18 protein-coding genes and 1 tRNA gene are annotated in these 20,032 nt (G+C 65.1%); 12 read left to right on the plus strand and 7 right to left on the minus strand.

Annotated elements, in window-relative coordinates:
- The first annotated feature begins 142 nt into the window (after positions 1–142).
- A complete protein-coding gene (locus tag VGT77_RS13870; RefSeq protein ID WP_327463581.1) occupies positions 143–583 on the plus strand; it encodes a hypothetical protein in 441 nt (146 codons plus the stop codon).
- A gap of 43 nt (positions 584–626) precedes the next feature.
- On the opposite strand, the gene VGT77_RS13875 is transcribed toward VGT77_RS13870, so the two are convergent.
- Entirely contained in the window at positions 627–1,190 is a 564-nt protein-coding gene (locus tag VGT77_RS13875) for a DUF3617 domain-containing protein (RefSeq protein ID WP_327463583.1), read from the minus strand.
- Positions 1,191–1,256: 66 nt separating this feature from the next.
- Here VGT77_RS13875 and uvrB point away from each other — a divergent pair, with 66 nt between their 5' ends.
- Entirely contained in the window at positions 1,257–3,452 is a 2,196-nt protein-coding gene (gene uvrB, locus VGT77_RS13880) for an excinuclease ABC subunit UvrB (protein ID WP_327463585.1), read from the plus strand.
- Positions 3,453–3,564: 112 nt separating this feature from the next.
- On the opposite strand, the gene VGT77_RS13885 is transcribed toward uvrB, so the two are convergent.
- The 3 genes from VGT77_RS13885 to VGT77_RS13895 form a co-directional block, all read right to left on the minus strand.
- The gene (locus tag VGT77_RS13885; protein ID WP_327463587.1) at positions 3,565–6,249 is read right to left on the minus strand and encodes a TonB-dependent receptor; all 2,685 of its coding nucleotides are present in this window, start codon (positions 6,247–6,249) and stop codon (positions 3,565–3,567) included.
- A 155-nt stretch (positions 6,250–6,404) separates the two neighbouring features.
- Positions 6,405–6,491: transfer RNA gene (locus VGT77_RS13890), tRNA-Leu, on the minus strand.
- Between the two features lie 96 nt (positions 6,492–6,587).
- Entirely contained in the window at positions 6,588–7,283 is a 696-nt protein-coding gene (locus VGT77_RS13895) for a zinc-ribbon domain-containing protein (RefSeq protein ID WP_327463589.1), read from the minus strand.
- Between the two features lie 132 nt (positions 7,284–7,415).
- On the opposite strand from VGT77_RS13895, the gene ftsE reads away from it, so the two are divergent.
- The 5 genes from ftsE (at position 7,416) to VGT77_RS13920 (ending at position 11,346) form a co-directional block, all read left to right on the plus strand.
- On the plus strand, positions 7,416–8,120 hold the full coding sequence (ftsE, locus tag VGT77_RS13900) for a cell division ATP-binding protein FtsE (RefSeq protein ID WP_327463591.1): 705 nt from the start codon (positions 7,416–7,418) through the stop codon (positions 8,118–8,120).
- Between the two features lie 65 nt (positions 8,121–8,185).
- Entirely contained in the window at positions 8,186–8,998 is an 813-nt protein-coding gene (locus tag VGT77_RS13905; RefSeq protein WP_327463593.1) for a cell division protein FtsX, read from the plus strand.
- On the plus strand, positions 8,995–9,525 hold the full coding sequence (locus VGT77_RS13910) for a YdcF family protein (RefSeq protein WP_327463595.1): 531 nt from the start codon (positions 8,995–8,997) through the stop codon (positions 9,523–9,525). Before VGT77_RS13905 ends, VGT77_RS13910 begins: the two co-directional genes overlap by 4 nt.
- The gene (locus VGT77_RS13915) at positions 9,522–10,205 is read left to right on the plus strand and encodes a lysophospholipid acyltransferase family protein (protein WP_327463597.1); all 684 of its coding nucleotides are present in this window, start codon (positions 9,522–9,524) and stop codon (positions 10,203–10,205) included. The genes VGT77_RS13910 and VGT77_RS13915 overlap by 4 nt, the downstream gene beginning before the upstream one ends.
- Before the next feature lie 67 nt (positions 10,206–10,272).
- Complete coding sequence (locus tag VGT77_RS13920) at positions 10,273–11,346, plus strand: retroviral-like aspartic protease family protein (RefSeq protein ID WP_327463599.1); 1,074 nt, start codon at positions 10,273–10,275, stop codon at positions 11,344–11,346.
- 141 nt (positions 11,347–11,487) lie between these two features.
- On the opposite strand, the gene VGT77_RS13925 is transcribed toward VGT77_RS13920, so the two are convergent.
- Both VGT77_RS13925 and hisC read right to left on the minus strand, forming a co-directional pair.
- Positions 11,488–12,393: a prephenate/arogenate dehydrogenase family protein gene (locus VGT77_RS13925; protein WP_327464001.1), complete on the minus strand. Its 906-nt coding sequence runs from the start codon at positions 12,391–12,393 to the stop codon at positions 11,488–11,490.
- On the minus strand, positions 12,393–13,493 hold the full coding sequence (gene hisC, locus VGT77_RS13930; protein ID WP_327463601.1) for a histidinol-phosphate transaminase: 1,101 nt from the start codon (positions 13,491–13,493) through the stop codon (positions 12,393–12,395). Before hisC ends, VGT77_RS13925 begins: the two co-directional genes overlap by 1 nt.
- A gap of 57 nt (positions 13,494–13,550) precedes the next feature.
- On the opposite strand from hisC, the gene VGT77_RS13935 reads away from it, so the two are divergent.
- The 4 genes from VGT77_RS13935 (at position 13,551) to metW (ending at position 16,807) form a co-directional block, all read left to right on the plus strand.
- Entirely contained in the window at positions 13,551–14,639 is a 1,089-nt protein-coding gene (locus tag VGT77_RS13935; RefSeq protein ID WP_327463603.1) for an alanine racemase, read from the plus strand.
- Positions 14,639–15,016 carry a RidA family protein gene (locus VGT77_RS13940; RefSeq protein WP_327463605.1) on the plus strand — a complete coding sequence of 126 codons (378 nt, stop codon included), beginning with the start codon at positions 14,639–14,641 and terminating at the stop codon, positions 15,014–15,016. Before VGT77_RS13935 ends, VGT77_RS13940 begins: the two co-directional genes overlap by 1 nt.
- Positions 15,013–16,116, plus strand: a complete 1,104-nt coding sequence (metX, locus tag VGT77_RS13945; RefSeq protein ID WP_327463607.1) for a homoserine O-acetyltransferase MetX — start codon at positions 15,013–15,015, stop codon at positions 16,114–16,116. Before VGT77_RS13940 ends, metX begins: the two co-directional genes overlap by 4 nt.
- 100 nt (positions 16,117–16,216) lie before the next feature.
- Positions 16,217–16,807: a methionine biosynthesis protein MetW gene (gene metW, locus VGT77_RS13950; protein WP_327463609.1), complete on the plus strand. Its 591-nt coding sequence runs from the start codon at positions 16,217–16,219 to the stop codon at positions 16,805–16,807.
- On the opposite strand, the gene VGT77_RS13955 is transcribed toward metW, so the two are convergent.
- A complete protein-coding gene (locus VGT77_RS13955; RefSeq protein ID WP_327463611.1) occupies positions 16,804–17,418 on the minus strand; it encodes a TetR/AcrR family transcriptional regulator in 615 nt (204 codons plus the stop codon). The genes metW and VGT77_RS13955 overlap by 4 nt on opposite strands.
- A 111-nt stretch (positions 17,419–17,529) precedes the next feature.
- On the opposite strand from VGT77_RS13955, the gene VGT77_RS13960 reads away from it, so the two are divergent.
- Positions 17,530–20,007, plus strand: a complete 2,478-nt coding sequence (locus VGT77_RS13960; protein WP_327463613.1) for a TonB-dependent receptor — start codon at positions 17,530–17,532, stop codon at positions 20,005–20,007.
- The last annotated feature ends 25 nt before the right edge of the window (positions 20,008–20,032 follow it).

Raw genomic sequence — 20,032 nt, forward strand, 5'->3', positions numbered from 1 at the left:
AGGCACGGTGACTATCGTTCAGCGGTAGGGAATTGGTGTCGTCCAGATCGCTCATAGTGCTGAAGACGCTTCAGCGTTTGTTTATTTTGTTGCTTATTGCGTGACAGCGACTAATTTCCGTCGCCGATCAAGGAATTCCCGCATGAAGAGATTTATCGTCGCCGGCCTGGCGGCAGCCCTTGCTTATGCAAGTCCTGGGCTCGCGCAGAGCAGCTCGTATACTCCAGGAAGCTACTGGACCGTGTCCTCGATCGACATTCTTCCCGGGCAGGCTGAGAACTATGCCGATTTCCTCGCCGGTCAGTGGAAACGCTCACAGGAGTTTGCCAAATCCAAGGGCTATATCGAAGATTATTTCGTTCTGGCGAATGTGAACGGGCCCGACGGGGAGCCTGATCTTTATCTGGTCACCCGCTTTAAGGAAATGACCACCCGCGCCGAGGATCAACGCCGGACGACTGAATATGAGGCATTCATGAAAAGCGATCCGCATAAACTGGAGGCCGAAAGCGGCGCCCGTGCGACCATGCGAACCCAGAAGGGTTCGATGCTTCTCCAGGAGCTCATGCTCAAGGCTCGATAAGCGCAGACGCTCCGGCCCCTGGCCGGAGCGAACCTGCTATCGATCAGCCGGCCTTTGGCGCGCTCGCGCACTCTCCCGTACGAGTGCCGACCGAGCGGACCGACATCTTCATCGACTGCGCACCGTCCGGCGCCTGCACGTTCATCAGGGCGTCCATCGTATAGCGCGTCGGCGTGTAGGTGCCGTCCATGGTCATCGTCATCGTCCCCGAATTCCCGCCCGGACAGGTCATCTTCGCCTTGATCTTGCCGCCGGCCATTTCGAAGCTGTCATAGGTGCAGCGACTGTTCTGACGGCGGGCGAAGATTTCGGATGGCGGACGCGATGCCTGTTCCGGCGTCAGACACTGGCTTTCGGTCATGGTCCTCTCCAGAGAGGCTTTCACCTGGGCGGCGGCGGCTTCGGGCAGCCCCTCTGCCTCGACCAGCTTCGTTTCCGTGGTGAGCTGCCACTCGCCCGGCGTGAGCCGCGTCTGGCGCGCGACACCACTGCGCTTCACCTCGGCCGCGACCTGTTCGGCTGACGCATTCTTGACGCTCAGCTCCGGCTCCTTGTTGCAGCTCGCCACCGCCAGCGCCAGCGCTGCGAGCGCGATCGCCAATCTCATCACATTGCCCCCTGAGTTGCCGCCGCGCGTTGCGGCGTCTCGATCGGAGGACCATATCGGGAACCCATGGCGATTCAAATCCGCACTTCGCTGGCCGAGCCGGAGACGGCCGACAATTTCACGCCGCACAAGCCGCATCGCCCCGACAAGTCGGAAGGCGGCAAGCGCTTCAAATTGGTCTCGGATTATCAGCCGGCCGGCGACCAGCCTCAAGCGATCAAGGAGCTGACCGAAGCCGCGCTGCAGGGCGAGCGCGACCAGGTGCTGCTGGGCGTCACCGGCTCCGGCAAGACCTTCACCATGGCGAAGGTCATCGAAACGCTGCAGCGTCCCGCGCTCGTGCTCGCGCCCAACAAGATCCTCGCCGCCCAGCTCTATGGCGAGTTCAAGAGCTTCTTCCCCGAGAATGCGGTCGAATATTTCGTCAGCTATTACGACTATTATCAGCCCGAGGCCTATGTGCCCCGGTCGGACACCTACATCGAGAAGGAAAGCTCGGTGAACGAAGCGATCGACCGGATGCGCCACTCGGCCACCCGATCGCTGCTTGAGCGCGACGACGTACTGATCGTCGCGTCCGTCTCCTGTCTCTACGGCATCGGCTCGGTCGAGACCTATTCGGCGATGACCTTCAGCCTGAAGAAGGGACAGGGCGCCGACCAGCAGGAGATCGTCCGCAAGCTGGTCGCTCTCCAGTACAAGCGCAACGACGCGGCGTTCAACCGCGGCAATTTCCGCGTGCGCGGCGACAATCTTGAGGTGTTCCCGTCCCATTATGAGGACACCGCCTGGCGGATCGCTTTCTTCGGCGACGAGATCGAGGAGATCGTCGAGTTCGATCCTCTGACCGGCAAGAAAGTGGCGTCGCTCGATTATGTGAAGATTTACGCCAACTCGCACTATGTGACGCCGGGGCCCACGCTCAAGCAGGCGACCAAGGCGATCCGCCACGAGCTGGCCGAGCGGCTGAAGGAGCTGGTCGCCGAGGGCAAATTGCTGGAGGCGCAGCGGCTGGAGCAGCGCACGAACTTCGACCTGGAGATGATCGCCGCAACCGGCAGCTGCGCGGGGATCGAGAATTACAGCCGCTTCCTGACCGGCCGCCTCCCAGGCGAGCCGCCGCCGACGTTGTTCGAATATCTGCCGGAAAACGCGCTGCTGTTCGTCGACGAGAGCCACGTTACCATCGGCCAGGTAAACGGAATGAGCCGGGGCGACCATCGGCGTAAGCTGACCTTGGCGGAATATGGCTTCCGCCTGCCCTCCGCGATCGACAACCGGCCGCTGCGCTTCAATGAGTGGAATGCGATGCGGCCACAGACCGTCTATGTCTCGGCGACGCCGGGATTATGGGAGATGGAGCAGACCGGCGGCGTCTTTGCCGAGCAGGTCATCCGCCCGACTGGCCTGATCGATCCGCCGGTCGAGATCCGCCCGATCGAGGACCAGGTCGACGATCTGGTCAACGAATGCCGGATTACGGCCAAGAACGGCTATCGCGCGCTGGTCACCACTCTCACCAAACGCATGGCAGAAGACCTGACCGAATATCTGCACGAAGCGGGCTTGAAGGTCCGCTACATGCACTCCGACGTCGAGACGCTGGAGCGTATCGAGCTGATCCGCGACCTTCGGCTGGGCGTTTATGACGTTCTGGTCGGCATCAATCTTTTGCGGGAAGGCCTCGACATCCCCGAATGCGGGCTGGTCGCCATCCTCGACGCCGACAAGGAAGGCTTCCTCAGGTCGGAAACGTCGCTAATCCAGACGATCGGGCGAGCCGCCCGCAACGTCGAGGGCCGCGTGATCCTCTATGCCGATCATATTACCGGCTCGATGGAGCGAGCGATGCGCGAGACGGCGCGCCGACGCGAGAAGCAGGAGGCGTATAACCGCGAGCACGACATCACCCCGACCACGATCAAGCGCAACATCGGCGATATCATCCAGCACGTCTCCAACAAGGATTCGGTGCTGGTCGAGATCGACGAGGACCGGCCGCACATGGTCGGCCACAATCTGCGCGCCTATATCGAGGATCTGGAAAAGCAGATGCGCGACGCGGCCGCCAACCTGGAGTTCGAGACCGCCGCCCGTATCCGCGACGAAATCCGCACGCTCGAGCAGCAGGAACTCGGCCTGCCGGTGGACGAGCATAAGGCGCCGATGATGGGCCGCTCCAACGAAGGCAAGCCCGGCACGCGCAAGACGCGTTACGGCAAGCAGCAGCAGATGCGCATGGCGAAGCGCGGCCGGCGCTAGCGCCTTTCCTTCGTCATTGCGAGGAGCATAGCGACGAAGCAATCCAATTGGCCGTACCGCCGCTGTGGATTGCTTCGCTTCGCTCGCAATGACGAGCCAGGTTGGACTTAAATCAGAACCCCACCCGCAGCCGCACGCCATAGGTGCGGGGCTCGTTCGGATAGCCGGCGAAATTGCCGGTCTGCTCCGGAACCGCGAAGCCGGTCACGTTGAAATATTGCTTGGTCAGGTTGTTGCCGAAGATTTCGCCGCGGATACGGCCGTCCTCGGTCTGCACGCCGATCAAGGCGTTCACGATCGCATAGGCCGGATTGCGGACGACCGCTTGGCCGTTCGGCTGCAGGCCGAAGATGTCGACTTCGCTGTTGAAGCGGGTGTCGACATGGAAGATGCCGCGCAGATTGTCGGTCAGCGCCGGGTTCCAGGTGGCGCTGCCGGTCACCACGCTCTTCGGCTGATTGGTGAACTGACGACCCTCGGCACCGGCGAGCGGCGTACCGGTGAAGTCGTTGCTCTTGTCGTAGCGGGCCAGGTTGTAGGTGTAGCCCAAACGGATCGTCAGGTCGCGGTCCGGACGGATGATCGCTTCCGCCTCGACGCCCTTCGACGTCGAATCCTTGATGTTCTGCACGACGAAATTGTTGCCGCTGAACACCAGGCTCTGCAGGTTCTTATACTTGGCGTAGAAGACCGCGAGGTTGAAGGTGAACTGCCGGCTCGGGCTCGACTTGATGCCGATCTCGTAAGAGTCGACCGTCTCGGGGCCGAACTCCAGGTCCGTCGCCTGCGCGCCATTTCCGCCGAGCAGCACCGAGTCGAAGCTTGCCTGGTCGAGGTTATAGCCGCCCGACTTATAGCCGCGATCATAGCTGCCATAAGCGAGCAGCCGGTCGCTGAACTTATAGGCGAGCTTGGCAGTGCCGGTGATCCGGTCCTCGCTGCGCTTGTCGCGATACTGGCCGTTGAACTCCGTATTCACCGCCGGATTGCAGCCGAGCAGGAACAGGTTGTTGAACAGGCCCACCTGGCGCAGCACATTGGCATAGGCGGTTGCTGCCGGATCGCCCGCACGCACCTGATTGAAGAAGCCGCAGCTGCCGGTGTTGTTGGCGATGTTCGCGCGGAGCGTCTTCTCCTCATGGTTCCAGCGCGCACCGAGCGTCAGCGACAGCTGGTCAGTGATGCGGACGATATTGTGCGTGAAGGCGGCGAAAGCGTTCGTCTTCACCCGGAACTCGTCATTATTGTTGCCCTGACCCGGCGCGGCGCCCGGAAGGGGCGAAGTTGCCAGCGCGGCCAGGCCGGGGATCACCGGAATGCCGGCGACCGGCGCGACGCCGGCCTGCGCTTGGAACAGCTGCACCAGCGGACGCAGCTGCGCCGGGAAGGCGGCGGCAGGAGCGCCGAGCAGCGCCTGGCCGAACAGCGGCACCGTCGGCCCGAGCGAGCCGAAGAATTGCAGCTGGCGGCCGAAGGTCGGCGCGAGGGCGCCCGCGAAGATGCTGTCGACATAGCGGTTGCCGTCATTGCCGATCCGCACGGTGTCGCGCAGCATCAGCGTCTCGTTGAGGAAGAAGCCACCGATCAGGAAGTCGAGGCGGTCGTCGAACGCCGTGCCCTGCAGGCGAACTTCCTGAGTGAAATCCTTGATGCCGGTCTTGTAGTCGTCGCGATAAGCGCGATCGATGCCGGAGAAATCAATGTCCTGGTTCCGCTTGGCGCGCCAATCGCGATAGGCAGTGATGGAGGTGATGTTCAGGTTCGAGCCGAGTTCGTGATTGACCTCGATCGACGCGCCCGCATCGCGCACCCGCTCGCGGAACTCGCGATTGGGGGAGACGGCCTGGGTCCGGTCCGAGGCCGGTCCGGTGTAAAGGCCGGTCAGTCCCTGCGCTCCCGCGATGGCCTGGATGACGGGAGCCAGCGAACCACGGACGATGCTGACCGCGCCGCAGCAGCGCTCATTGGTGCGCGCATAGTCGGCGATGAGGCGGACGGTGGTGGTGCCGTTTTCGAACATGGCCTGGCCGCGCACGAACCAGCGGTTGACGTTGTTCAGTGAAGGGCCGCCGTTCGCGTCCGTGATGTAACCGTCCCGCTTGCGTATGCCGCCGTCGAGGCGAAGCGCGATCTGCTCGGTGACCGGGCCGGTGATGGCGCCGCGCAGTTCCATCGCGTCGAGATTACCGTAGGCGCCCTCGACGAAACCGCCGAGTTCATATTGCGGCTTGGCGGTGAAGATGCTGAGCGCGCCGGCCGAGGTGTTGCGGCCGAACAGCGTTCCCTGCGGCCCGCGCAGCACTTCGACGCGCTCGATCTCCGGAAGCTCGGACAGCGCGATGCCGGCACGCGACCGAAAGACGCCGTCGATGAACACGCCGACGGCGGGCTCGAAGCCCGGATTGTCGCCGGCGGTGCCGATGCCGCGGATGAAGAGGGTGGTGCCGGTCGCGGCCGACTGGCCCGTAGAGGTCTGCAGGCTGGGCGCCAGCTGCTCCAGGTCGCGGACGTCCTGTACGCCGGCATCCCGAAGCAGTTCGGCCGGAACCGCGGTGACGGCGATCGGCACATTCTGCACCGTCTCGCTGCGGCGAGTCGCGGTGACGACGATGTCGTTACCGCCAAGATCGTCCACCGCTGCAGGCTGGGTCGGAGAGGCGGTCGGATCTGTGGTCGCCTGCTCGGTCCGTTCAGGCGTGGTGGTGCCGGGCGAACCGGCAGTGTCCTGGGCGAAGGCGGTGCCGGCGCAAAGGGCGAGCACGGAAACGGCGGTAAAGCAGACGGTGCGAAGCAACACGAACAACCCCTTTTCTTGACTCTGGTGTCAGCAATGCGGTCGAGCCCCGTGCGGGGCCGCAGGGAAAAACGCAAGCCGCATTGCTGCTGTTTTCGACGTTCGGCCGCTCAGCGCGACGAACGGCCAGTCACATTGGACTGTTGCATTGATGTGAATGGTGCGGTCGAGAAGACTCGAACTTCCACGTCCTTTCGGACACAACGACCTCAACGTTGCGCGTCTACCAGTTCCGCCACGACCGCACGTCTAGACATTCCGCCAGACCCTTCGACAAGCTCGGGGCTGGCGCTGGCAAGGCGGCTGCCCCTAGCAGAGGGTTTGTGGGGCCGCAACAGCCCTTATGAACGGCTGCCGACGAAGCTGAGCTTCAGTTCACGCGCCCCTTTCGGCACATCCACTTCGGCCGAGTTGAACTCGGCTGAGGCGCCAGGCGCGAGCGTTCGGGTCGGCGGCGTGATGATCCAGTTATAGACGACACGGCCCTGCGCATCCTGGAGCTCCGCCTGGATGTCGGGCACGGTCTGACGCTCACGCGTCGGGTTCACGACGCGGCCGGTCAGCGCGAACAGCTCGTTGCCGCTGGCGAGCGTGCGCCGCTCGGGCTTGCGCGGCACTTCGAGCAGCAAGGAGACGGCCGGCCCTCCCGCCATGCCGCCCAGGCGCTGCCGCAGCTGAGCGGGGCCGACCGCCAGCGCAGCGGCTATGACGATCAGCAACAGCAGGCCGATGATCGCCGCGATCAGCGCCCAACGGCGGCGGTCCGGCGATTGCGGCACTTCCTCTTCATCGCTCGGCGGCGCTGTGACGTCCTGCTCCTCGACCGGCGGTTCGGGTTCCGGGGATGGCTCAGCTACGGGGTCCGGCTCCGGCTCCTTGGCGAGATCGACCGGTGCCGGGGCTGGCTCCGGAGCGGCGCGCGGCTCCTCGCGCCAGCTTTCGCCGCATTTGGCGCAGCGCACCGTGCGGCCCTTCGGCCCGACCGCATCGTCCGGCACCGAATAGCGCGCATGGCACGCTGGGCATTCAAGGATCATGCGCGGCCCCTTCCCTCTCACTACTTTCTAGCGCCCTCGCGACTCCTCCTGCAAGCACGGTGCTTTACGCGGGCGCGGCGGCCGTGCGATGGGCTTGAGGACAGGGGCGAGAAGCGAGGGCGTGGCGGCGCGGTGACCGGCATCGTGCAGTTCGAACATGTGGGTCTGCGCTATGGCATGGGCGCGGAAACCCTGTCGGACATCAGCTTCAGCCTGGCCCCTGCCAGCTTCTACTTCCTCACCGGCGCATCGGGTGCCGGCAAGACCTCCCTGCTGAAATTGCTCTACCTCGCCCAGCGGCCGAGCCGCGGATCGATCCGGCTGTTCGGTGAGGATGTCGTGGCGATGAAGCGTGATGCGCTGCCTGCGCTCCGCCGCCGCATCGGCGTCGTGTTCCAGGACTTCCGGCTGATCCCGCATCTGTCCGTCTTCGACAATGTCGCCCTCCCTCTTCGCGTAGCCGGTGTCGCGGAAAGCGAAGTGAGCTCGCGGGTCGGCGAGATGGTCGAGTGGGTGGGGCTCGCCGGACGCGCCACCGCCCGCCCACCCACCCTCTCGGGCGGCGAGCAGCAGCGTGTCGCGATCGCCCGCGCGGTCATTGCGCAGCCGGAGATGCTTGTCGCCGACGAGCCGACCGGCAACGTCGATCCCGACATGGCGGCGCGGCTGCTGGGATTGTTCGAGGCGCTCAATCGTTTCGGCACGACAGTGGTGGTCGCGACCCACGACATGCAGCTGATCCGCAGCGTGCCCAAGGCCAGCATCATGCGCCTGGACCGCGGCCAACTGGACGACCCGACCGGAGCGCTCCGCTATCCGCCGCGAGTGCCGGCATGACCCGGCAGGCGACGATGGGCACGGCCGAACGCCGACTGCTGGCAGATCGCCGGCGATCCGGGCCCATGCCTTGGGTGCTCGCAATCATGGTCTTCCTGACCGTGCTCGCAGCCGCTGCCGGACTGGGGCTGGCGGCTTCGGCGCGGAGCCTTGGCGACCAGATTGCCGGCCGCGTGACCATCCAGATCGTCGAGGCGGACGCGAGTGCGCGCGAAGCTCAGGTGCGGGCGGCGGAAGCGGCGGCGCGGCGGACTCTGGGCGTACGCGAGGTCCGGCGCGTTCCCGATGCCGAACTCGCGCGATTGGTTGAGCCCTGGCTCGGACCCGAGTCCGCCGAACTCCCGCGCCCGGCGCTGATTGACGTAGACCTGGATCGACCTGCTGCCTTGCCGGGGCTGACCCGAGCGCTTCATCGCGTTGCTCCTGCGGCCCGCATCGACGCCCATGCACAGTCGCTGGCGCCGCTAAGGTCGCTCATCCGGACGCTCCGCTGGCTGGCGATCGCGATTGTGCTGCTGACCGCCGCCGCGACCGCCGCATGTGTCGTGCTCGCCGCGCGCGCCGCGCTCGACACGCACCGCGAAACGATCGACGTGCTCCACCTGCTCGGTGCGACCGACCGGCAGATCGCCTTGCTGTTCCAGCGCCGCACGGCCGGCGACGCGCTGATCGGCGCCGCTGGCGGCTTTGCGGGCGGCGTGCTGATCCTGCTGCTCTTGGGCGACCGGTTGCGGGCCTTGGGATCGGAGCTGGTCGGCTCGGTGCAGCTGAGCACGCTTTCCTGGGCGGCGCTGCTGGCCGTGCCGATGGGCGCCGCGTTGCTGGCAACGGCAGCGGCGCGGCTGACCATCGAGCATGATCTGAGGCGCAGCCTGTGATCCGCCGCCTGCTCTCCGCCATCCTGCTGCTGTGGCTGATCGGCTTCGTGCTGTTCGTGGGACTGCTGCCGCGGCCGGGCGACGACCGGCAGACCGACGGCATCATCGTGCTGACCGGAGGCCCCAACCGGATCGAGCGAGGACTCGCGCTTTTGCAGGAGAGGAAGGCGAAACGGATGCTCGTGTCGGGCGTCAACCTGGCCGTGCGCCGCCAGGATTTCCTCGCCGAGTTCCAGGCGCCGGCGCGGCTATTCGACTGCTGCATCGAGCTTGGCCAGGAAGCTGTCGACACGCGCTCGAACGGCGCGGAATCGGCTGCATGGGTCAAGAAGCACGGCTATAAGAGCGTGCGCCTGGTCACGACCGACTGGCATATGCGCCGCGCCCGCTTCGAGCTCGACCAGGCGCTCCCCGCCGGCGTGGCCATCACCGGCGATGCCGTGCGAAGCGAGCCGCATCTCGGCATCCTCTTTCGCGAATATCACAAATATCTGCTGCGCCGCATCGCGGTTCTGTTCGGCCTATGAACCGGCTGCGAACCCTGATTTTCCAGGCAATCTTCTACTCCGGCAGCGTCGGTTTCGTGCTCCTCGCGCCGGTGAGCGCCTGTTTCGGGGAAGGGCCGCTGACCCGGGTCGTCTACGGCTGGGCGCGGTTTCACGACTGGTGCACGCGGCGGCTGCTCGGGATCGGCTGGCGGCTTCAAGGGGAGATCCCATCCGGGCCGGTCATCGTCGCGATGAAGCACGAAGCGATGTACGAGACGATCCAGGCGCTGCTGCTTCTCGACCGCCCGGGTACCGTGTTCAAGCGCGAGCTGATGAATATCCCGGTGTGGGGCCCGGCGCTCCGGCGCTTCGGCGGGATCGTCGTCGACCGCGATGCCGGATCGACGGCGCTGAGGGCGATGCTGGCTGAGGGCAAGGCGCTGATCGAAGCCGGGCGGCCTATCCTGATCTTCCCCGAAGGAACGCGCGTTCCGCCGGGGCAAAGGCCGGAGCTCAAGTCGGGCCTGTCCGGTCTCTACCGGATGCTGAAGCTGCCGGTCGTTCCCATTGCCTGCGACAGCGGAAGGCTGCTCCCGAAAAAGGGGTTGAAGCACCCTGGCGTGGTCACGTTCAAGGTCGGCGAGACCATCCCGCCCGGCCTGCCCCGCGAGGAGCTGGAAGCCCGCGTGCACGCGGCGATCAATGCGCTGAACGGTTGAAATCACGACGTTGGTCGAAGTGCTGTTGTCGCGGCCTCAATGCGGGTGCAGAAGATTGCCAGTGGTTTTGCAGCGTCTTCTGCGGCGGAGCATCGGGCCGGGACTGATCGTCGCGGCATCTTTTGCCATGCTCGCCGGCGCAAACACTGCCGCGGCTCAGTCGCGCCGGCCCAAACCGATCGATCCGGCGGCCAAGATGCCGCCGCTGCCCCCGGCTCAGATCGACGACACGCTTGCGATCGGCGGCGAGAATATCGACGCGCGCAAGGTCCGCACCCGCATGACGGTCGGCGTGCAGGTCAACGGCACCGGACCCTATCGCTTCGTGGTCGATAGCGGCGCAGATACGTCAGTCATCGGGCAGCGCGTCGCCCGTGCGCTCAACATGCCTGCCGGCACCCCGGTGCTGCTGAACGGCATGACGGAGACCCGTCGCGTCGATCGCGTCTTGGTCGATGAACTGCAGCTTGGCGGCAGCAGCTTTGCAGGCCTGCAACTGCCGGTGCTGCAGGAGCGCGATCTAGGCGGTGACGGCATGATCGGAATCGACGCCCTGGTCGAACAGCGGCTGATGATGGATTTCGAGCAGCGCACCATCAAGGTCGAGGACGCAGCCAAGCCCCCGCCGCGGCTCGACGGCGACATCGTCGTGGTGGCGCGCCGCCGCAAGGGGCAGCTGATCCTCACGCAAGTGTCCATCAACGGCCGCCCGATCGAAGCCGTCATCGACACCGGCTCGGAAGTGACGATCGGCAATATGGCGTTGCGCGACCGGCTGATCCGCCGCATTCCCGACAAATTCTCCAAGATCGAAGTGACCGGCGTGACCGGCGCCAAGATGGAGCTGGAACTCGCCCGTGTGGCCGAGCTGAAGATCGGCGCGATCACCCTTCAGGACGTGCCGGTTGCCTTTGCCGACGTGCCGCCCTTCGCCGTCTTTGGCATGAGCGAGCAGCCCTCGCTGCTGCTCGGCACGGACCTGCTGGAGACCTTCCGGCGCGTGTCATTAGACTTCAAGGCGCGCAAGGTCCGCTTCCAGCTGAAGAAATGCGCCGCGCAGGGCATCGTTCTCAGCACGTCCTTCTCGCACTCGCTCACGCGAATCTCGACCAGCAACCGCGAAGCGACCTGCAAGCGGTAATCACAACTTGCGACGTAATGCAGTTATGCTGCCTCAGTCGTCATTGCGAGCGCAGCGAAGCAATCCATTCGGCTCCGGCGTCCATGGAACGCTTTGTCACTTCGCTTCTCGCGATGACGAAGCATAGTGCTCCGCGATGCTTCAATCGTGCGCGCGGCCGAAATCCGGCCGGGCATCGTCCTGACCCTGCTCGACGATCGAGCGGCGGATGGCGCGGGTGCGGGTAAATAGGTCGAACAAAGTATCGCCGTCGCCCCAGCGGATCGCCCGCTGCAGCGCGCTCAGATCCTCGCTGAAACGCTGCAGCATCTCGAGCACCGCGTCCTTGTTGGCCAGGAACACGTCGCGCCACATGGTGGGGTCGGAGGCGGCGATGCGCGTGAAGTCCCGAAAGCCGCCAGCCGAGTATTTGATCACCTCGGACCGGGTGACTTCCTCGAGGTCCGAGGCGGTGCCGACGATGGTATAGGCGATCAGGTGCGGCAGGTGGCTGGTCACTGCCAGCACCAGGTCGTGATGCTCCGGCGTCATTTCTTCAACCTGGGCGCCGAGCATCTCCCAAAAGGCGCGTACCCGCGCGGTCGCCGCGCCGCTCTCTTCCACAGGGGTCAGGATGCACCAGCGGCCGTGGAACAGGCTCGCGAAGCCTGCCTCCGGACCGCTATTCTCGGTGCCGGCAACCGGGTGGGCGGGCACGATCGCTCGGCCGGGCAGCGCCTCTCGAAGTGCGGCCGCCACTCCCGTCTTGGACGAGCCCACATCGGAGATCACCGCTTCGGTAGGGAGATCGTCTGCTATCTCCCGCGCGACGCTCCTCGCCGCGCCAACAGGCACGCAAAGGATGACGAGATCGGCGTCCGTAACCGCCGCCCCTGCCGTATCGGCAAGGTCGTCGCACAGCTGCAGCCGGTCGGCGGTGGCAAGCACCTGCGGGTCGGCGTCATGGCCTGTCAGCCGCACCGTAGGCATATGCACCCGCACCGCACGCGCGATGGAAGAGCCGATCAGGCCCAGCCCGATGATCGAGACGCGTGCGAAAGGCAGCATCATCCGGCTTCGGCAACCAGCCGCCGCAACGCTTCGGTGAGACCGAGCATTTCGGCTTCCGTGCCGATCGTGATGCGCAGACCATGGCCGAGCTTCTGCCCCGGCAGCCAGCGGGTGATATAGCCCGCGTCCATCAGACCCTTATAGGCCTGCTCGGCGGTCAGCCGCCCTTCGAACAGCACCAGCAGAAAGTTCGCCTTGCTCGGCACCGCCCGCACCCCGGCATTGCCGAGGCTCGCAACCTGCTCGGCGAACCAGGCGCGCCACTTGGAATTGTGCGCCTTGCTCTGCGCGACGAACGCTTCGTCATGCAACGCCGCGACGGCGGCCTGCTGACCCGCGATGGTGATGTTGAAGGGAAGGCGGATGCGGTGCATCGCCTGCACGATCTCGGCGGAGGCATAGCCCCAGCCGATCCGCTCCGCCGCCAGCCCATAAATTTTAGAGAAGGTGCGGGTCACCAGCACGTTGCTCGCAGTCTTGGCGAGCTCCAGCCCGCCATCGTCCTCGCCGTCTTCCAGATATTCCGAATAGGCATGGTCCAGCACCAGCAGCACGTTGTCGGGCAGCGCTGCGTGCAGGCGCGCAATCTCCTCGCGCGCGGCATAGGTGCCGGTCGGATTGTTCGGGTTGGCGACATAGACGATCCGCGTCCGCTCGGTGACGCAGCCAAGGATCGCATCGACGTCCGTCGCATAGTCCTTGTCAGGCGCGATCACCGGGACTGCGCCGACCCGTCTCGCGGCAATCTCGTACACCGCGAAACCGTAGCGGACGAAGATCACCTCATCGCCAGCGCCGGCGTAAGCGCCGGCCGCCAGGTGCAGGATCTCGTCGGAACCATTGCCGTAGATGACCCGTGCCGGATCGAGCCCGTATTTGGCGGCGATGGCTTCGCGCACGATCGCGCCGCTCGCATCCGGATAGCGCTCCAGGCTGTCGGCAGCCCACCGGAATGCATCCTTCGCCGCCGGGCTGGTGCCGAGCGGATTTTCGTTGGAGGATAATTTGGCCACCTTGCGGCCGTCGTCGGTCGTCGCGCGCCCCGGCACATAGGGCGCGATGTCCATGATCCATTGCTTGGGTCGAGGTGCGAGCATGGGCGCGCGTGTAGTTGAGATTGCGCCGGACGCAAGCAGCCCGGTAAGACCGTGGCGATGCACCTTGCCGACCTGCCGACGCCCGCCTTGCTGCTCGACGCGGCCAAGATGCGCGCCAACATCGCCCGGATGAACGCGGCAGTGTCGCAGCATGGCGTGCAGCTGCGCCCGCACCTGAAGACCGCCAAGTCAACAGCCATCGCCCGTGAGATGACGGCCGGCTGGTCCGGCGCGGTGACCGTCTCAACGCTGAAGGAAGCCGAAGAGTTTGCCGCGGCAGGCTATCGCGACATCCTCTATGCAGTCGGGATCGCGCCCGGGAAGCTCGACCAGGCAGCGAAGCTTGTGGCCAGGGGCGTGAACCTCACGCTGATCCTCGACAGCGTCGCCGCAGCCGAGGCGGTGGCCGCACATGCGGTTCGCTGGCCCGTGCTGATCGAAGTGGACAGCGACGGCAGGCGCGCCGGCGTCGCGCCCGGGAATGCCGAACAGCTCGTCGCGATTGGGCAGGCCCTATCTGCCGGAGCGGAGCTGCATGGCGTCATGACGCACCGCGGCGGCTCCTATGCCGCGGCCGGACCAGATCAGCTGCCCGAGCATGCCGAAGCCGAGCGGCGCGCTGCAGTAACGGCGGCCGGGACGCTGCGAGCGGCAGGGTTTCCCTGCCCGGTCGTGAGTGTCGGCTCGACGCCCACCGCCCTGTTCGCGCGCAACCTGACCGGCGTCACCGAAGTCCGCGCCGGCGTCTATGTGTTCAACGACCTGGTTACGGCGGGGCTGGGCGTGTGCGGCACGGAGGATGTGGCGATCTCGGTCGCGACGTCCGTCATCGGGCACCAGCCGGAGCGCGGCTGGGTGCTGATCGACGCTGGATGGATGGCGCTTTCCGGCGATAAAGGCCGAGGCGATCAGGGCTATGGCATGGTCGCGGCCGAGCCCGATCTGATCGTCGTTTCGGCGAATCAGGAGCATGGCATCCTCGCTCGGCGGGACGGCGGGCCGATCGATCATCATCGTTATCCTATCGGCACTCAGCTCCGCATCCTGCCCAACCATGCCTGTGCTACGGCGGCCCAGCACGACCGCTACCATGTTCTGGAGGAAGACGGCCTGGTGCAGGTCTGGCCGCGGTTCGGAGGATGGTGATGGCGATCGAACAGGTCTGGCTGCCTGGCGCAAGGCCTGCGGGACATTATGCTCCGGCGACGGCACATGGCGGCCTCGTCTTCGTATCGGGCCAGCTGCCGGTCTCGCCCGAGGGCGAGCATGCGCCGCAAGCGTCATTCGAGGAGCAGGCCCGCCGCGCCATCGCCAATATGTTCGCCGTTCTGGACGCCGCCGGTTCTGGCGCGGACCGGCTGCTCAAGGTCACCGTCTATCTCGTCGGCATAGAGCGCTGGCCCGCATTCAACGCCATCTATGCCGAATTGCTGGGCGAGACGCGGCCTGCCCGCGCCATCGTGCCCGTGCCCGAGCTCCATCACGGCTATCTGGTCGAAATCGACGCGATCGCAGCGCGATGACGGACCAACGCTATGGCCTTGATCGTCACGTCCGCCTGACTGGCCCGTTCCGGCTGGACGGCGGCGGGTCGCTCGCGGAGATCGAGATTTCGTACGAGACCTATGGCGCGCTGAACGCCAATGCGTCAAACGCCATCCTTATCTGTCACGCGCTGACCGGCGACCAGCATGTCGCCTCGCCGCATCCACGCACCGGAAAGCCTGGCTGGTGGACGCGCATAGTGGGCTCCGGCAAGCCGATCGACCCCGATCGCAGCCTGGTTATCTGCGCCAATGTGCTCGGTTCCTGCATGGGCTCGAGCGGGCCCGCCAGCATGGCGCCGGACGAACGGCCCTACGCGATGCGCTTTCCAGTCATCACCATTCGCGACATGGTGCGGGCGCAAGCGGCGCTGCTCGACCATCTTGGCATCCCGCGGCTGAAGGCCGTGGTCGGCGGTTCCATGGGCGGCATGCAGGCCCTGCAATGGGCGGCGACCTATCCCGAGCGTGTCGAGGCGGCGCTGGTGATTGCTTCCTCCGCCCGCCACTCCGCCCAGAACATCGCGTTTCACGAAGTCGGACGGCAAGCGATCATGGCCGATCCGAACTGGCGCGGGGGCGACTATTACAATGCCGAGCCGCCCAGCGCCGGCTTGGCCGTGGCCAGGATGGCGGCGCACATCACCTATCTGTCCGAAGCAGGTCTTACCGAGAAATTCGGCCGACGCCTGCAGGGGCGCGACGCCAAGAGCTTCGGCTTCGATGCCGACTTCCAGGTCGAAAGCTATCTCCGCCATCAGGGGATCAGCTTCACTGACCGGTTCGACGCCAATTCGTATCTCTATATCACCCGCGCGATGGACTATCTCGACATCGCCGAAGAGCATGGCGGCAGCTTGGCCAACGCTTTCAAAGGCACCGCCACGCGTTTCTGCCTGATCAGCTTCGACAGCGATTGGCTCTACCCGACGGCGGAAAGCCGCGCGATCGTCCACGCCTTGAATGCGGCCGGCGCGCCGGTCAGCTTCGTCGAGCTATCCAGTCCCTTCGGCCATGACAGCTTTCTGCTAGATCAGCCTGAGATGAACCGCGTGATCGCAGGATTTCTGAACGCCTAACCTCTCTCCGTCCGGCTGAGCTTGTCGAAGCCCTGCTTTTCTTTAGGGCTGAAGCAGAACCGGCCTTCGACAAGCTCAGGCCGGACGGAGCGGGGTTCATTTGCAGCGATTAAGGCCCGATCTCGCGATCATCGCCGCCAATGTGGCGCCGGGCAGCCGCGTCCTCGATGTTGGCTGCGGAGACGGCGCACTGATGGCGGCGCTTCGCGACGAACGGCAAGTCGATGCGCGCGGGCTGGAACTGGACCGGTCGAATGTCGCGGCCGCAGTGGCACGCGGCCTGTCGGTGATCCAGGGCGATGCCGACATCGATCTGGCCGACTATCCGGCCGACGCGTTCGACTATGCGATCCTCAGCCAGACACTGCAGACCACGCACAGGCCGGACCAGGTGCTCGACCAGCTGCTACGCATTGGCCGCCGCGCCTTTGTGTCGTTTCCGAACTTCGCCCATTGGCGGGTTAGGCTATCGCTGCTTTGGGGTGGACGGATGCCGGTCACGCGCCTGCTGCCGCTCGAATGGTATGAAACGCCCAACATCCATCATGTGACGGTGGATGACTTCCGCGCCTATGTGCGGTCACGAGGACTAACGGTAGAGGGCGCCTGGTTTCTATCCGGCGACAAGCTGACCAGCGCCGCGGCCGCCAACTTCCGCGCCGAGCACGCGGTGTTCCTGCTTCGGCGCTAGGCTCTCAATCCGTCGGCGATCAGGGCGGCGGCCGCAGCCGCCAGCTCGGCCGGTGTGCGGTCTTCCGCCCAAACGCCGAAGCGGAGACCCAGAAACACGTTCATCCCCATGATCGCCCAGGAAGCGATTTCCGTGTCGCAGGCCCGTGCCTCGCCGCGTGCGATCGCCGCGTCCAGCCTGGCGCGGATGCGGTCCGCCGTAGTGGTGTAGTGCGCACGGTAGTCCTCCGGATCGACGAACTCCGCCTCGTCGATGATCCGGTAGATTTCTTTATGCTCGGTGACGAATGCGAAAAAGGCCTCGCGTCCGATCCGCTCCGCCTCGAAATAGCGGTCGGATTTAATGAGGTGCGGACCGACCGTGTCCCGGACCTGTGCCGATAGGTCGCGCACCAGCGCACGGAACACTTCCTCCTTTGAGTTGAAGTAAGTGTAAAAGGTTCCGAGCGCGACGCCGGCCCGCTGAGTGATGTGGGTGATGCCCGTGTCGTGAAAGCCCCGCTCGCCGAACTCCGCCGCCGCGGCGTCGAGGATGGCGCGCAGGGTGCGTCGGCCCCGTTCGGTGCGCGGCTCCTTGGCTCCCAGTGTTGCAGCGGTGCTACGCTCGCCCATGATTTGCATCCTCCCCATGCGACCAAGTTGAAACCCGGTTCAGGTTTCAGTATAGCTCCCCCTCGATTGGGCACAAGCCACAGGGAGGGCTGCCCATTGGGGAGGATTTCGATGACGAGACTATCCGCACGCACGCTGTTCAACCTGGGTGCGGCCGCCGCCGCGCTGACCGCCAGCCCGGTTTCGGCGCAGGACGTGGCGCCGGCCGAGCAAGCGGCCGAGTCCAGCACGAGCGATCTCGACATCGTCGTCACCGCCCGCCGCCGTGAGGAGAATCTACTCGACGTGCCGGTCGCGATCACCGCCTATTCGGGCGATGCGCTTGAGCGCCAGGGCGCGATCGACATTACGGACATCTCCGACACGACGCCCAACATCACCGTCGAGACCAGCCGCGGCACCAATTCAACGCTGACCGCCTTCATCCGCGGCGTAGGCCAGCAGGATCCGGTCGCCGGCTTTGAAGCGGGCGTGGGCCTTTACCTCGACGACGTCTATCTGAACCGCCCGCAGGCGGCCGTGCTCGACGTCTTCGATGTGGAGCGGATCGAGGTGCTGCGTGGGCCGCAAGGCACGCTTTACGGCCGCAATACAATCGGCGGCGCGATCAAGTACGTGACTCGCAACCTTAACCCGAACGATGCTCAGCTGAGCATTCGCGGTAACATCGGCACCTATGATCAGGCCGATCTGATCGTCAGCGCCAGTGCGCCGCTGACGCCGGACTTCCGCTTGGGCGGCGCGGTTGCTCGGCTGAGCCGCGGCGGCTTCGGCAAGAACCTGACCACGGGTCAGGAAAACTACAACAAAGACGTTTGGGCGTTCCGCGCCACTGCCGAGGCCGGCAGCCAGGACAGCTTCTTCTTCCGCCTGACCGGCGACCTCACCCATGACCGCTCCAACACCCGGGGCGGCCACCGGCTGATCCCGAGCTTCCTCTCGGCTGCACCCGTGCTCAGCGACGAATTCGACAGTCGCGGCGGATTGGTGACGCCGAAGCAAGACATCAAGGCCTGGGGCATTCACAACCGGCTGGAATGGGCGGTCAGCGACACGATCACGCTCAAGAACATCCTTGCCTACCGCAAGGATCGCAGCCGGACGCCAATCGACTTCGACGCGCTGCCTGCGGCGGATGTCGACGTGCCCGCCATATACCGCAATCGGCAGTTCTCCGAGGAATTCCAGCTCGTCTACGAAAGCGACCGCCTGAACGGTCTCCTCGGCGGCTATTACCTGAACGCCCGGGCGCGCAACATCTTCGACGTTGTGCTGGCAACGACAGGCACGCTGATCGGTGTCCCCGGCTTCACCGCGTCCACCGCGGGTGACGTGAAAACCAAGACCTGGGCTATCTTCGGCGACGTGACTTACGACTTGACCGACCAGTTCCAAGTCTCGGTCGGCGGGCGCTACACAGTCGACAAGCGCAACGGGACCGTGATCCGGAAGAACCTGATCGGCGGAGCCTCGCCGGAACTGGGGGGTGCGGGCACGCAGCTCGGTCCGCTGACCTCCAATTTCAACGGCAAGGAAACCTTCAAGCAATTCACGCCCCGGGCCTCGGTCAGCTACAAGCCGACTGAAGACCACACCATTTACGCCAGCTATTCGAAGGGCTTCAAAGGCGGCGGCTTCGATCCGCGCGGCCTTTCGACGACAGCACCCGATCTCAACGGCAACGGGGTTCGGGAAGCATCCGAAATCTTCGACTATTTTCTGTTCGATCCCGAGAAAGTCGACAGTTTCGAGATCGGCTGGAAGGCCTCGCTACTCGACAACCGCCTGCGCTTCGCACTGGCAGGCTTCTACGCGGACTATAAGGACGTGCAGGTGCCCGGCTCGGTCGGCGCCGTCGTCAATGGCATCCCCACCTTTGTCGGCGTGACCACCAACGCCGGCAAGGCGACCTTCAAGGGCATCGAGTTCGAAGGCTTGGCCGTGCTCGCTCGCGACTTCGCCGGCATCGGCTCGCGCCTGAACCTTGCCGCCACCCTCGGCTATATCGACGCGCAATATGATCGTTTCGAAACCCAGGTCGCGAACTTCGACCCGACCGGCGCGCCGGTGCGGGGGCGGCCCGGCCAGCCGGTTGATGTCGCCGATTTCCGCCGCATCCAGAACACCCCGAAATGGACGACGTCGGGCACACTAGACCTCGGTCTTCCGTTCGGTCCCGGGGACATCAACGCCAGCACCACCGTGTCTTGGCGCAGCAAGACCTTTCAGTTCGAAACCCCGAGCCCGTTCTTGGATCAAAAGGGCTACTCGCTCTGGGATGCGTCGCTCGTCTGGACCAGCGAGGACGATCGCTACTCGATCGGCATTCACGCCAAGAACATCACCGACAAGCGCTACAAAGTGTCGGGCTATCAGTTCCTGAACGTCAATCCGGTGACCGGGCAGCCGGTGCTCTCGGTCACGCCCTTCCTGCCCGTCCCCGCCGGGTCGCCTCCGGGCACCCAGCCTCTGCCGAACCCCACCTTTGCCGTGCCGGGGAACGCCCCGTCGCTTGGCCGCGAGGGCGTGGTCACCGCCTTTTACGGCAATCCGCGCCAGGTTTTCCTGTCCTTCGGCGTGAAGTTCTGATCCGGATGCTCCCCCTCGCTCCCCC

It is taken from the genome of Sphingomonas sp., from assembly GCF_035944535.1.
In the GTDB taxonomy this organism is placed as follows: domain Bacteria; phylum Pseudomonadota; class Alphaproteobacteria; order Sphingomonadales; family Sphingomonadaceae; genus Sphingomonas_B.